Annotated in this window: 12 protein-coding genes; 11 read left to right on the top strand and 1 reads right to left on the bottom strand. The window is 74.1% G+C overall.

What is annotated here, in order from left to right:
* Window positions 1–168 precede the first annotated feature (168 nt).
* From DRB96_RS13290 to DRB96_RS42885, 3 genes are all read left to right on the top strand, one after another.
* The gene (locus DRB96_RS13290) at window positions 169–1,329 is read left to right on the top strand and encodes an acyl-CoA dehydrogenase family protein (RefSeq protein ID WP_112448639.1); all 1,161 of its coding nucleotides are present in this window, start codon (window positions 169–171) and stop codon (window positions 1,327–1,329) included.
* Complete coding sequence (locus DRB96_RS13285; RefSeq protein WP_112448638.1) at window positions 1,326–1,724, top strand: RidA family protein; 399 nt, start codon at window positions 1,326–1,328, stop codon at window positions 1,722–1,724. Before DRB96_RS13290 ends, DRB96_RS13285 begins: the two co-directional genes overlap by 4 nt.
* Before the next feature lie 170 nt (window positions 1,725–1,894).
* Entirely contained in the window at window positions 1,895–2,251 is a 357-nt protein-coding gene (locus DRB96_RS42885; RefSeq protein WP_162688608.1) for a hypothetical protein, read from the top strand.
* A 57-nt stretch (window positions 2,252–2,308) separates the two neighbouring features.
* Here DRB96_RS42885 and DRB96_RS13280 read toward each other — a convergent pair whose 3' ends face one another.
* A complete protein-coding gene (locus DRB96_RS13280; protein WP_204357712.1) occupies window positions 2,309–3,691 on the bottom strand; it encodes an aminopeptidase P family protein in 1,383 nt (460 codons plus the stop codon).
* Between the two features lie 172 nt (window positions 3,692–3,863).
* Between DRB96_RS13280 and DRB96_RS13275 the strand changes: the two genes are divergently transcribed.
* The 8 genes from DRB96_RS13275 to DRB96_RS13240 all read left to right on the top strand — a co-directional run bounded on the left by DRB96_RS13275 (window position 3,864) and on the right by DRB96_RS13240 (window position 13,422).
* Window positions 3,864–6,260, top strand: a complete 2,397-nt coding sequence (locus DRB96_RS13275) for a collagenase (RefSeq protein WP_112448637.1) — start codon at window positions 3,864–3,866, stop codon at window positions 6,258–6,260.
* A gap of 79 nt (window positions 6,261–6,339) precedes the next feature.
* Window positions 6,340–7,521 (top strand): FAD-binding oxidoreductase, encoded by a 1,182-nt coding sequence (locus DRB96_RS13270; protein ID WP_112448636.1) that lies wholly within the window; start codon window positions 6,340–6,342, stop codon window positions 7,519–7,521.
* 86 nt (window positions 7,522–7,607) lie between these two features.
* Window positions 7,608–7,943, top strand: a complete 336-nt coding sequence (locus DRB96_RS13265; protein ID WP_204357711.1) for a (2Fe-2S)-binding protein — start codon at window positions 7,608–7,610, stop codon at window positions 7,941–7,943.
* Entirely contained in the window at window positions 7,924–9,405 is a 1,482-nt protein-coding gene (locus DRB96_RS13260; protein WP_112448635.1) for an NAD(P)/FAD-dependent oxidoreductase, read from the top strand. Before DRB96_RS13265 ends, DRB96_RS13260 begins: the two co-directional genes overlap by 20 nt.
* Before the next feature lie 79 nt (window positions 9,406–9,484).
* The gene (locus tag DRB96_RS13255) at window positions 9,485–10,414 is read left to right on the top strand and encodes a dihydrodipicolinate synthase family protein (protein ID WP_112448634.1); all 930 of its coding nucleotides are present in this window, start codon (window positions 9,485–9,487) and stop codon (window positions 10,412–10,414) included.
* 31 nt (window positions 10,415–10,445) lie between these two features.
* Entirely contained in the window at window positions 10,446–11,450 is a 1,005-nt protein-coding gene (locus DRB96_RS13250) for a proline racemase family protein (protein WP_112448633.1), read from the top strand.
* A complete protein-coding gene (locus DRB96_RS13245; RefSeq protein WP_239516190.1) occupies window positions 11,447–12,481 on the top strand; it encodes a proline racemase family protein in 1,035 nt (344 codons plus the stop codon). The genes DRB96_RS13250 and DRB96_RS13245 overlap by 4 nt, the downstream gene beginning before the upstream one ends.
* Window positions 12,478–13,422 carry an ornithine cyclodeaminase family protein gene (locus tag DRB96_RS13240; RefSeq protein ID WP_239516189.1) on the top strand — a complete coding sequence of 315 codons (945 nt, stop codon included), beginning with the start codon at window positions 12,478–12,480 and terminating at the stop codon, window positions 13,420–13,422. Before DRB96_RS13245 ends, DRB96_RS13240 begins: the two co-directional genes overlap by 4 nt.
* The last annotated feature ends 58 nt before the right edge of the window (window positions 13,423–13,480 follow it).

Below are 13,480 nucleotides of genomic sequence, written 5' to 3'. Positions count from 1 at the left end.
TCGCCCCCTTGCAACGGTCCGGACCCCGGGGTCGGGGCCGGACCCTCCGTATGGACCTTGCTGTGGAACCTGGCACCGAATGTGCGGAGCCTGCCGTGCGGTCGCAGCACGAGCGTATCGTCATGGTGACGGCAGTCAACAGGACGCGATAGAGGCTGGGGCATTCGGATGACCGGATTCGCGGGATCCGCAGGATTCGCGCTCGGGGCGGACCAGGAGGAGTGGTGCGCGCGGCTGCGCGCACTGGCGGCGGAGCGGCTGCGGCTGCTGGCGGAGAAGGGGGAGCCGGGCCGGGTCAACAGGCCGCTGCTCGCGGCGCTGGGCGAGGCGGGCCTGCTGGAGCGGCTGTTCACCTCGGGCGCGCTGGAGCTGTGCCTGCTGCGCGAATCCCTCGCCTACGGCTGCACGGAGGCCGAGACGGCGCTGGCCCTCCAGGGGCTGGGCGCGTACCCGGTCCTGAGGTCGGGCAGCGCGGGGCAGCGCGAACGCTGGCTGCCCGGGGTGCGCACCGGACGGACGGTGGCCGCCTTCGCGCTGAGCGAGCCCGGGGCCGGCTCGGACGCGGGGGCGCTGGAACTCGAAGCCGTACGGGAGGAGCGCGGCGGGGCGCCGCTCTGGCGGCTCAGCGGGAGCAAGTGCTGGATCTCCAACGCTCCCGAGGCCGACTTCTACACCGTCTTCGCGCGCACCGGCGAGGGCCCGGGGGCCAAGGGGATCACCGCCTTCCTGGTCCCCGCCGACCGGCCGGGCCTGACCGGCGAGGCCGTCGACATGCTGTCCCCGCACCCGATCGGGTCGCTGTCCTTCGACGGGGTCCCGGTCGGCCCGGAGGATCTGCTCGGCGAGCCGGGGCGCGGCTTCAGGGTGGCCATGGACACCCTGAACCTCTTCCGGCCCAGCGTCGGCGCCTTCGCCGTCGGGATGGCCCGCGCCGCCCTGGACGCGACGGTGGCGCACACGGCGGCCCGTACGGCCTTCGGCGGGGTGCTGGCGGACCTGCAGGCCGTGGCGCACCGGGTGGCCGAGATGGCGACGCGGACCGAGGCGGCCCGGCTCCTGGTCTACGCGGCGGCCGGGGCCTACGACGCCGACGCGGGTTCGCCGGAGGTGCCGCGCCGGGCGGCCATGGCGAAGCTGCTGGCCACCGAGACGGCGCAGTACGTGGTCGACCACGCGGTGCAGCTGCACGGGGCGGTCGCCCTGCGCCGGGGCCACCTGCTGGAACACCTCTACCGGGAGGTGCGGGCCCCGCGGATCTACGAGGGGGCCAGCGAGGTGCAGCGCACGATCATCGCCAAGGAGCTCTACCGGGAGGTGCGGGAAGCGTGAGCCTGGAGCGGATCAACCCGGAGGAGCTGTCCCCGGCCACGGGCTTCTCGCACGCAGTGGTCGCGAGCGGGGGCCGGCTGGTCTTCCTGGCGGGGCAGACGGCGCTCGACGGTGCGGGGAAGGTGGTGGGGGAGACGCTGGCGGCCCAGTTCGAGCGGGCGCTGGCGAACCTGCTGGCGGCACTGGCGGGGGCGGGCGGCTCGCCGGCCGATCTGGCGCGGGTCACCGTCTACGCGGTGGACGTGGCGGACTACCGGGCCCGCGCGCCGGAACTCGGCCGGATCTGGCGGCGGTTGGCCGGGCGCGAGTACCCGGCGATGGCGGTCGTGGGGGTGGTCCGGCTGTGGGACGAGGAGGCGCTGGTCGAGCTGGACGGGCTGGCGGTGCTTCCGTAGGTCTTTCCGCAGGTGGGAACGGGTGCCTTTGACAGTGGGCAGGGGAGGGTGGAGGGTGGAAATGCCTCATAAGCGGAGTAATCCACCCTTCTTCTCGGAGGTGTATGACTATGCGCCGTGGGTTCGTTGCGGCAGCCGTGGCGGGGGCCGCCGGGATCACACTCGGCCTGATGCCCGTCAGCAGTGCCTTTGCCTCGAGTCTTCCGCAGACATATCGGTGTTCCGACTGGCGTTCGAACGACTGGCGCGGGGACGACTGGTGGCGAAACTGCTGCGACTCCTCGCGCGGGTACGACCGCCCCAGCTGGTGCTGGGACAACGACAGTTGGAACCACGACAGCTGGAACAGCAACTGGGACAACAACAACTGGAACCACGACAACGGCAACCGGAACCACGACAACTGGAACGACAACGACAGTTGGAACCACGACAACGGCAACTGGAACAACCACGACAACGGCAACTGGAACAACGACAACAACTGGCGTGACGGCGGTCGCAACGGGAACAACTGGAACGACTGACGCGAGGCCCGGTCGCGTGAACCGCGCCGGGGCCCGCCCCGTTCCCGACCCGGAGGCTCAGCCCTCCAGCAGGTTCCCCATCCACTCCTCGATACCCGCCACCGTCCGCGGCAGGGCGCCCGACATCAGCCGGGCGCCCTCGGCCGTGATGACCAGGTCGTCCTCGATGCGCACGCCGATGCCGCGCAGCTCCGGCGGCAGGGTCTCGTCGTCGGGCTGGAGGTAGAGTCCCGGCTCCACCGTGAGCACCTGGCCCTCCTCCAGGATCCCGTCCAGGTAGGCGTCCGCCCGCGCCTGCGCGCAGTCGTGCACGTCCAGGCCCAGCATGTGCCCGCTGCTGCACAGGGTGTAGCGCCGGTGCAGGTCGCCCTCCGCGTGCTTGAGCACGCCCCACTCCGCGAGCCCCTCGGCGATCACGCGCATCCCGGCCCGGTGGAAGTCGCGGAAGCTGGCGCCCGGCCGCAGCGCCGCCATGCCCGCGTCCTGCGCGGCCAGCACCAGTTCGTACACCTGGCGCTGGACCGGTGAGAACCGCCCCGACAGCGGGAGGGTGCGGGTGATGTCGGCCGTGTAGAGGCTGTCGGTCTCCACGCCCGCGTCCAGCAGGAGCAGCTCGTCGCCGCGCAGCCGCCCGTCGTTGCGGATCCAGTGCAGGACGCACGCGTGCGCGCCCGACGCCGCGATCGTGTCGTAGCCGGTGCCGTTGCCCTCCGCCCGGGCGCGGCGGTTGAAGACCCCCTCGATCCACCGCTCCCCGCGCGGGTGCGCCAGCGCGCGCGGCAGGTCCCGTACGACGTCCTCGAAGCCGGTGACGGTGTGGTCGACGGCCAGCTGTAGCTGGCCCACCTCCCACGCGTCCTTGACCAGGCGCAGCTCGGAGAGCGCGGCGCCGAGGTCCGCGTCCGTGGCGGCCTCGCGCCCCGACGGGGAGCCGAGCGAGTCCAGGTGCGCGCAGCGGATGCCGCTGAGCCGCTCGGCCTCCGCGAGGTCGGGGCGCCGGCCGACCCAGAACTCCCCGTAGCGGCGGTCCCGGTAGAACTCCTCGGTGCCGTCCCCGCGCGAGGAGCGGGGGCGCAGGTACAGGACGGCCTCGTGGCCGTGCGGCCCCGAGGGTTCCATGACCAGGACGTGGCCCACCTGGTCCTCGCCGGTGAGCCCGGTCAGCCAGGCGTAGGCGGTGTCCGGGCGGAAGCGGTGGTCGCAGTCGTGGGTGCGGGCCCGCAGTTCACCGGCCCGGACGATCAGGCGCTCGCCGGGGAAGCGGGCCGAGAGGCGGGCGCGGCGGGCCGGGGTGAGCGCGTGCGCGGGGACGCGGTCGGTCTCCGGGAGGGGCGAGGCGGCCCAGTCGGACGCCATGAAGCGGGACAACTCGGGTGATACCGGCAGGTCATGGCTGCCGATGTTGAGCCCGGTGGTGGGGCGGGAGTGGGGGTCGGTCACGGGAGCTCCCTCAAGAAGATGCGAACTGGTGGGCGCACGGGTCTTGTCAGTGCAATTTCACATTACTATGTTACAGGTCACACAGCGGTTCGTTAATCCCCGTCAAACGCCGCGTGAAGCAGGGCAGTTCGCGCACCACTTCCCCCACCTCCCCTCCCAGCAGGAGTTCTTGGTGTTCCAGCACAGAGCCGTGCGTACGTCGCTCCTCTCCGCCGCCGTCGCGGTCACCCTCCTCGCCACCGCCGGCCAGGCCGTGACCCAGGCCGCCGAGACCGGCGCCGGCGCGAAGGCCGCGGGCGCCGCGGCGCAGGCCCCGGGCGCCACCGCGCCCGACACCTTCGCCGCGGGAGCCCAGGGCGCCAACCCCTTCGACGAGGTCGACCACCTCGCCGACGCGCCGAAGACGGACCCGGCCCCCGCTCCGGCCCCCGGCGGCCAGGCCGTCACCGACGGGCAGGTCCCGGGCCCCGTGACCAAGCCCGCCGCCGCGAGCACCGCGAAGAGCGGCAAGCTCGCCGCCGCCGCCCAGGGACTCGCCTCGGGCGTCCCCTGCACCCTCGACGGGATCACGAACCTCTCTCCCGAGCAGTTCGCCGACTTCCTCGCCGACCCGGCCGTCACCGCAGGCTCGGGCGGCTGCCTCTCGGGCCTCATATGGACGTGGGACGCGCGCCTGGCCCCCGTCATGTCCGACGCCCACGTCCAGGCCGTCTCGCGCCGCATATCCACCCTCGCCGCCGCCCACGACGGCCGTAACTCCTCGCACCTGGAGGAGATGTTCACCTACCTGCACGCGGTGGCCTACCACGACTTCTCCCGCACCGAGATCGACGTCACCGACGCCCCGACCGTGGACGCGATGCGTCGGGCCGTCGCCGACTTCGGCTCCGCCGCCCGCACCTTCGACGCCACCGCCTCCAACGCCCGCACCCTGCGCGAGGCCCTGTACGCCGCCAGCGCCCCCGGCCTGCGCCAGCACCAGCTCGGCCTGATCACGAAGGTCCTGGCCACCATGGACCCGTCGCACCCCGCGACGCACCTGGACACCGCCTGGGCGGGCGCGGCGCTCGCCGCCCTCTCCGTCAACTACCTCGGCGTCAACAACCAGGACGCCGCCTTCCGGGCGGCCGCGGCCGGCGACCCCGCGTACCGCGCCGTCTTCAAGAACTTCGCGACGTACGCCCACCTCAAGGGCGCCACCAACGCCTGGGTGGCGCGCGACGCGCTGGCCGAGTACGGCCGCTTCGGCCAGATCCCGAGCCTGCGGGACGCGATCACCGCCGACCTCGGCGCGCTGCTGGGCCCGGTCAGGTCCACCTTCGGCGACGGCAGCGAGCAGTGGGCGAAGGTCGTCTCCTGGCTCAACTACTACCAGGCGTGCAAGCCGTACGGGGTGTGCAAGGAGGACATCGAGAGGCAGCTCTTCCCGAACACCTTCACGTACGACAACGGCGCCATCAAGGTCCGCACCGGCCTCGACCGGGCCACCGTCGACCAGCTCTACTACGCGAGCAAGCAGGTCAAGACGCAGTTCCACCGCGTGCTGGGCACCGAACAGCCGCTCGCCGGAGACGCCAACGCCACGCTGAACATCGTGCTCTACGCCTCGCGCGCCGACTACGTGGGCTACCACCCGGTCCTGACCGGCTACGGCACCAACAACGGCGGCATCTACATCGAGAACGGCGCCACCTTCTACACCTACCAGCGCCGCGTCCCGCAGGACTCCTCGCTCACCCTCGAGGAGCTCTTCCGCCACGAGTACACGCACTACCTCAACGGCCGCTTCGCCGTCCCCGGCTCCTTCGGCCAGGGCCCCTGGTACCAGAACGACCGCACGACCGCCATGGACGAGGGCACCGCCGAGTTCTTCGACGGCGCGACCCGCGACAACGGCATCGCCGTGCGGAAGTCCCTGGTCCGGGGCATCGTCAACGACACGGCCGGCGGCGGCCCGCGCATGACGGTGGACCAGCTGCTGCACGCCACCTACGACGGCGACGGCTTCCGCTTCTACAACTACGCCGGCACCTTCTTCGAGTTCCTGTGGACCGAGCACCCCTCGGTGCTCAAGGAGATGTACGGCCTCCTGCGCGCAGACGACCCGGCGGGCTACGACGCCTGGCGCACCCGGCTGGGCCAGGACTCCTACCTCCAGCGCGACTACGACCGCTTCCTCGACGCCCAGATCGCCAAGCTGGACCAGCTGTACGTGCCGAACACCTCCTTCACCCCGAACGGCCTGCTGCGCGACGCGGCGCTCGCGGACGTGAAGTCGGCCTTCGCGACGGCCACGTACAGCAATCCGGACTGCGTGGAGAACGGCGACCCCGGCAAGCGCCGGTTCACCTGTACGGGCAAGATCACCGCGAACCTGACGAAGTGGCGCAGCGACGACCAGAACTTCAAGGACATGTCCGAGACGGTCGACTACTTCCTCCTCGACCGGGCGGGCGCGGCCTCGAACAACCTGGCCGACATGAACTGCTCCTTCGGGCCCGTGGAGATCTGGACCAACCACGTCGCGGGCACCTCGAGTTACTCCTGCGAGGGCCCGCTGCGCAGCTGACCGGTCCGGGCCGGTCCCGGCGGGGGCCGGCCCGTTCCACTCCCTGTTCCCTCGATAAAGAATGTGACATATTACTGCCGTGCCCAAGAGAACCTCCCCGGACGTCGTGATCATCGGCGCGGGCGTCGTCGGCGCCGCGTGCGCGTACTACGCGGCGCGCGCCGGACTGCACGTGGCCGTCGTCGACCGCGGCCCGGTCGCGGGCGGTACGACCGGCGCCGGCGAGGGCAACCTGCTCGTCTCCGACAAGGAGGCGGGCCCGGAGCTGGACCTCGCCCTGCTGTCGGCACGCCTGTGGCGCGAACTGGCGCCCGAGCTCCCCGAGGAGATCGAGTACGAGGCCAAGGGCGGTCTGGTCGTCGCGGCCGACGGGGACACGGTGAAGGGGCTGCGGGGCTTCGCGCAAGGCCAGCGCGCCGCCGGGGTCGACGCGGTGGAGGTCGGGCCGGAGGAACTGCGCGAGCTGGAACCCCACCTGGCCCCGGGCCTGGCGGGCGGCTTCCACTACCCGCAGGACGCGCAGGTCCAGCCGGCCCAGGCGGCGGCCCGGCTGCTGGCGGCCTCGGGGGCGCGGACGTACCTCGGCGAGGAGGTGACGGACCTGCTGCTCGACCCCTCGGGATCGGTCCGGGGCGTCCGCACGGCCCGCCGGGACCTCTTGGCCCCGGCGGTGGTCAACGCCGCCGGGACCTGGGGCGGCGCGGTGGCCGCCCTGGCGGGAGCCTCGCTGCCGGTGCTGCCGCGCCGGGGGTTCGTCCTGGTCACGGAGCCGCTGCCGAGGGTGGTGCGGCACAAGGTCTACGCGGCGGACTACATCGCGGACGTGGCGAGCGGATCGGCGGCGCTGCAGTCATCGGCGGTCGTCGAAGGCACCCCGGCGGGCCCGGTGCTGATCGGGGCGACGCGCGAGCGGGTCGGCTTCGACCGCTCGCTGTCGACGGAAGCGCTGCGGCGGCTCGCGGCGCAGGCGGCGGCGCTGTTCCCGGTGCTGTCGTCCGTCAAGGTGCTCCGCACCTACCACGGCTTCCGCCCGTACCTGCCGGACCACCTCCCGGCGATCGGCCAGGACCCCCGGGTGCCGGGGCTGCTGCACGCGTGCGGCCACGAGGGGGCGGGCATCGGCCTGGCCCCGGCCACGGGCTCCCTGATCACGGCGGCCCTGACGGCCACGGCCCCGCCGCTGGACCCGACCCCCTTCGCCCCGTCCCGCTTCGACCCGGGCGATTCCGGGCCGGGCAAACTCAGCCCCGCCGGCGTTTGAGGCGCGGGGTCCGGGGCGGAGCCTCAGGACGGGTCCGGGCAGAGCCCGGGGAACCGAGCAACCGAGCACCGAGGAGAACGGAAGCGATGAGCGAAGCGACGAGGGGCCGGCGAAGGTCGCCCCGCGACCTGGTCGGCGGCACCCCCACGGCAACGTGGAGCCTCCGCTTCGACGGCCGCGAGCTGTCCGCGCAGGCCGGTCAGAGCATCGCCGCCGTCCTCTGGTCCGCCGGCATCCTCGCCTGGCGGACCACCCGGGAGACCGGCGCCCCGCGCGGAGCGTTCTGCGGGATCGGGAGCTGCTACGACTGCCTCGTCACCGTCAACGGCCGCCCGAACCAGCGGGCGTGCCTGGTGCCCGCCCGGCCCGGGGACCGCGTCACCACTCAGGAAGGAACGGGCCATGGCGACCTCGCCGTCTGACCGCGACGCGCGCCGCGCCGACACCGGACCCGACTCCGGACCCGGCACCGGCACCGCCCCCGCCGGGGCGGACGGCGGGCCGTGCGACCTCGCCGTCGTCGGCGCCGGCCCCGCCGGCCTCGCCGCCGCCGTCACGGCCGCCGGACTCGGGCTGCGCGTCACCCTCCTGGACGCGGGGGAACGCCCCGGCGGGCAGTACTACCGCCACCCGGCGCCCGCCCTCGGCGCGGCCCGCCCCGAAGCCCTGCACCACGGCTGGAGCGCCTTCGCCCCGCGCGAAGCCGCCCTGCGCGCCCACGAGGCGGCCGGGCGGATCACCCACCTCCCCTTCCACCACGTCTGGACCGTCGTCCCCGACGGGGCGGCGGCCCCCGGGTGGATCCTGCACGCCGTCGCCGGACCGGAGGAGGGCCCCGCGCGGGTGCGGGCCCGCGCCGTCCTGCTCGCCACCGGCGCGTACGAGCGCCAACTGCCCTTCCCCGGCTGGACCCTCCCCGGGGTCGTCGGAGCCGGCGGGGCCCAGGCCATGCTCAAGAGCGGGCTCGTGCTCCCGGGCAAGCGCGTCGTCGTCGCCGGGAGCGGGCCCCTGCTGCTCGCCGTGGCCGGCTCGCTCGGCGCCGCCGGGGCCCGCGTGCCCGCCGTGGTCGAAGCCGCCGCCTACACCGGCTACGCCGCCCACACCCCGGTCCTGCTGCGCAACCCCGCCAAGCTCGCCGAGGCGGCCACGTACGGCAGCGCCCTGCTCCGCCACGGCATCCGCTTCCTGACCCGGCACGCCGTCACCGAGGCCCACGGCACCGGCCGCGTCGAGGCCGTCACCGTGGCCCGCCTCGACCGCGACTGGCGCCCGGTGCCCGGCACGGGCCGCCGCATCCCGTGCGACGCCCTCGCGGTGGGCCACGGGCTCGTGCCCCAGCTGGAACTGGCGACCGGACTGGGCTGCGCCACGGCCACCGGCCCCGACGGGGCCGTCGCCCTGGAGCTCGACCCCGACGGCCGCACCTCCGTCCCCGGGATCTGGTCCGCCGGGGAGACCGGCGGCGTCGGCGGCGCCCAACTGGCCCTGGCCGAAGGGGAGATCGCCGCCCACGCCCTCGCCGGCCGACCCGTCCCGGCCCGGCTCGCCCGGACCCGTACGAGGCTGCGCGCCTTCGCCGCCGCGATGGCCGCCGCCCACCGCCCGGGGCCCGGCTGGACCGGCTGGCTGCGCGAGGACACCGACGTGTGCCGCTGCGAGGAGGTCCCGGCCGGCCGGATCCGGGAGGCCGTGCGGGACCTGGGGGCGCGGGACGCTCGTACGGTCAAACTGCTCACCCGGGCCGGGATGGGCTGGTGCCAGGGCCGGATGTGCGGTCCGGCCGTCGCGGCCCTGGCCGGACACGACCCCGCGCCCGACCGCAGACCGCTGTCCTGCCCGGTCCCGCTGGGCCACCTCGCGGAACTTCCTCCCGCGGACCACTGATTCGGGTGTGCCGCGAGTCTTGTGGCCACCTTGTACCCACTAGTAAAATGTCACACACCACTCTAGGGAGAGCTCACTCATGAACCACGCGCACACCCCCGCGCCCGCCGGTACCGACACCCGTACCCGCCCCTGGCACGGCATCATGGTCGCCACCGCGCTACCCCTGCGGGAAGACCTGAGCGTCGACTACGACGCGTACGCCGAGCACGTGGCCTGGCTGATCGCGAACGGCTGCGACGGCGTCGTCCCCAACGGCTCCCTCGGCGAGTACCAGACCCTGACCGACGAGGAGCGCGCCCGCGTCGTGCGCACCGCCGTCGAGGCCGCCGGCGACGGCGCCCGCGTCATGCCCGGCGTCGCCGCCTACGGCAGCGCCGAATCCCGCCGCTGGGCCGACCAGGCCGCCGAGGCCGGCGCCGGATCCGTCCTGCTGCTGCCCCCCAACGCCTTCCGGGCCAACGAGGACACCGTGCGCGCCCACTACGCCGAGGTCGCCCGCGCCGGGCTGCCCGTCGTCGCGTACAACAACCCCATAGACACCAAGGTGGACCTCGTCCCGTCCCTGCTCGCCCGGCTCCACGCCGACGGCTCCGTCGTCGCCGTCAAGGAGTTCAGCGGCGACGTGCGGCGCGCCTACGAGATCGCCGAACTCGCCCCGGGCCTGGACCTGCTCATCGGCGCCGACGACGTCCTGCTCGAACTCGCCCTGGCCGGCGCCGTCGGCTGGATCGCCGGCTACCCCAACGCCCTCCCGCAGTCCTGCGCCACCCTCTACCGGGCCGCCGTCGCCGGAGACCTCACCACGGCCCTGCCGCTCTACAAGTCCCTCCACTCGCTGCTGCGCTGGGACTCCAAGACCGAGTTCGTGCAGGCCATCAAGCTCTCCATGGACCTGGCCGGCCGCCCCGGCGGCGCCACCCGCCCGCCCCGCTTCCCGCTGACCGGCGAGATCGAGGCCGCCGTCCGCGCCGCCACCGAGAAGGCCCTCGCCGAGGGCCTCAACTGACCACGCCGAACCGCCAGCCAGGGGGGACCCCATGCGCACACGCCACATCTACCACGCGGTGGACTCGCACACCGAGGGCATGCCCACCCGGGTGATCACCGGAGGGGTCGGGGTGATCCCCGGCGCCACCATGGCCGCCAAACGGCTCCACTTCATCGAGCACCTGGACCACATCCGGACCCTGCTCATGTACGAGCCGCGCGGCCACTCCGCCATGAGCGGCGCCATCCTGCAGCCCCCGACCCGCCCCGACGCCGACTTCGGGGTCCTCTACATCGAGGTGTCGGGCCTGCTCCCGATGTGCGGGCACGGCACCATCGGCGTCGCCACCGTCCTGGTCGAGACCGGCATGGTGCCCGTCGTCGAGCCGGTCACCACCGTCCGGCTCGACACCCCGGCGGGCCTGGTGAGCGTGGACGTCCGCGTCGAGGACGGGGCGGCCACCGCCGTCACCCTCACCAACGTCCCGTCCTTCAGCGTCGGGCTCGACCTCAAGGCCGACGTCCCCGGCTACGGCACGGTCACCTACGACCTCGCCTACGGCGGGAACTTCTACGCCTTCGTCGAACTCGACGCCCTGGGCCTGCCCTTCGACCGGGAGCGCGGGGACGAGCTGCTCGCCGCCGGACTGGCCGTCATGGAGGCGGTCAACGCCTCCGCCGACCGGCCCGTCCACCCCGAGAACCCCTCCATCGCCGGGGTCAAGCACGTCTACCTCGCGGCCCCCGGCTCCGACGCCCGCCGCTCCCGGCACGCGATGGCCATCCATCCCGGCTGGTTCGACCGCTCGCCCTGCGGTACGGGGACCAGCGCGCGCATGGCGCAGCTGCACGCCCGGGGCCAGCTCGCGCTGGACACGGACTTCGCCAACGAGTCCTTCATCGGCACCGAGTTCACCGGCCGGCTGGTCGGCGAGACCACGGTGGGCGGACTGCCGGCCGTCGTGCCGACCGTCACCGGGCGGGCCTGGATCACCGGCACCGCCCAGTACTTCCTCGACCCGTCCGACCCCTTCCCGGGAGGGTTCCTGTTGTGACCACCACCGTTCGGACCGAGGACTACCACGCCGCCGGGGAGCCCTTCCGCATCGTCGACACCCGCGCGGCCGGCCTGCCGCCCGTGCCCGGGGACACGGTCGCCGAGCGGTGCGCCACCGCCATCGGACCGGGCGGATCCGGCACGGCGCCGCGCCGGAGCGCCCTGGACGACGTACGCCGGCTCCTGGTGCAGGAGCCGCGCGGGCACGCGGGGATGTACGGGGGCTTCGTGGTGCCGCCCGATGACGACGGGGCCCACTTCGGGGTGCTGTTCTGGCACAAGGACGGCTACTCCACCGCCTGCGGCCACGGCACCATGGCGCTCGGCGCCTGGGCCGTGGACACCGGCCGGGTCGCCGCCCCCGACGACGGGGACGTCCAGGTACGGATCGACGTGCCCTCGGGGCGGGTCTGCGCGACCGTGCACCGCGCGGCCGGCCGCACCACCGGGGTCACCTTCCGCAACGTCGCGGCGCGCACCAGCGCCCGCAAGGTGCCCGTCGCCACCACCCTGGGCATGGCCGAGGCCGACATCGCGCACGCCGGGGCCTGTTACGCCTCCGTCGCCGCGCGGGACCTCGGCCTGGAGGTGAGCCCGGCCGCGCTGCCCTCGCTCGTGCGGGCCGGGCAGGAGATCCGGGCGGCCCTGGCCACCCACCCCGGGACCTGGCACCCGGGCGGGCCGCTGCTCTCCGGGGTCTACGGGGTGATCCTGTACGAGGAGCTGCCCGACACCCCCTTCGGGCCGCACCAGCGCAACGTCACCGTCTTCGCCGACGGGCAGGTCGACCGCTCGCCCTGCGGCTCCGGCACCTCGGCGCGGCTCGCCCTGCTGGCCGAGGACGGGCGGCTGGGGGAGGGCGAGGACCTGCTCCACGAGTCGGTCGTGGGCACGGTGTTCACCGGCCGCGCCGCCGCGCGCACGGCGGACGGCCTGGTCACGGAGGTCACCGGCACGGCGTACCGCACGGGCGAGCACTTCTTCACCGTCGACCCGCGCGACGCGCTCGGCACCGGCTTCCTCCTGTGATCCCCCAGCTGTCGGCCGCCGAGACGGCCGGCCTGCTCACCCCGGCCGCCGCCGCCGACGCGCTGGCCGGCGTCCTGCTGGCCGGGCTGGACCCGGAGACCTGCCCGCCGCGCAGCGCCCTGCCCGTGCCGGGCGGCGGGGAGCTGCTGCTGATGCCGGCCGCCACCGGTGCCTACGCGGGCGTGAAGATCGCCGGAGTGGCACCGGGGAACCCAGGGCTCGGCCTGCCCAGGATCACCGGGTCCTACCTCCTCCTGGACGGGCCCACGCTGCGCCCCCTCGCCCTGCTCGACGGGGCGGCGCTGACCACCCTGCGCACCCCGGCGGTCTCGGCGCTGGCGCTGCGCCACCTGCTCCCGGCCGGGCGGCCGCTGCGGATGCTGCTCTTCGGGTCGGGGCCGCAGGCGTACGGTCACCTCGAAGCGGTGCTGGCGCTGCGGCAGTTGGCGGAGGTGGTGGTCGTGGCCCGGGACCCGGCGGGCGCGCGGAAGCTGGCGGAGCACGCGCGGGGTCTGGGGGTCCCGGCCCGGCCGGGCGTGGCGGCCGAAGTCGCGGACGCCGACCTGGTGGTCTGCTGCACCACCTCCCGCGAACCGCTCTTCGACGGGCGGCTGATCGCGCCGGGCGCCACCGTGGTCGCGGTCGGCTCGCACGAGCCGGACGCCCGCGAGGTCGACACGGCGCTGGTGCGGCGGGCGGCCGTGTACGTGGAGTCGCGTGCGGCGGCGCTGCGCGAGGCGGGCGACCTGCTGGTGCCGGAGGCGGAAGGGGCTATCGGCGCCGGCCACATCAGCGGCACCCTGGCGGATCTGGTGGCCGGCCGGATGCCGGGGGCGGGGACGGCAAGTTGTCCCCAGCTCTTCAAGAGTGTGGGCATGGCCTGGGAAGATCTCGCTGTGGCGGTCGCACTGTTCGAGGCCGCCGGGAGCGGTGTCCACTGAGGAGCAAGCGCAACGTGACATTGTACGCTGTTCCTCCGCACGCCAGTGGTGTGAGCGG

Source organism: Streptomyces sp. ICC1 (genome assembly GCF_003287935.1).
GTDB lineage: Bacteria > Actinomycetota > Actinomycetes > Streptomycetales > Streptomycetaceae > Streptomyces > Streptomyces tritrimontium.
Note: the sequence above shows the minus strand (reverse complement) of the source record. Positions and strands in the feature narration are given on the sequence as shown.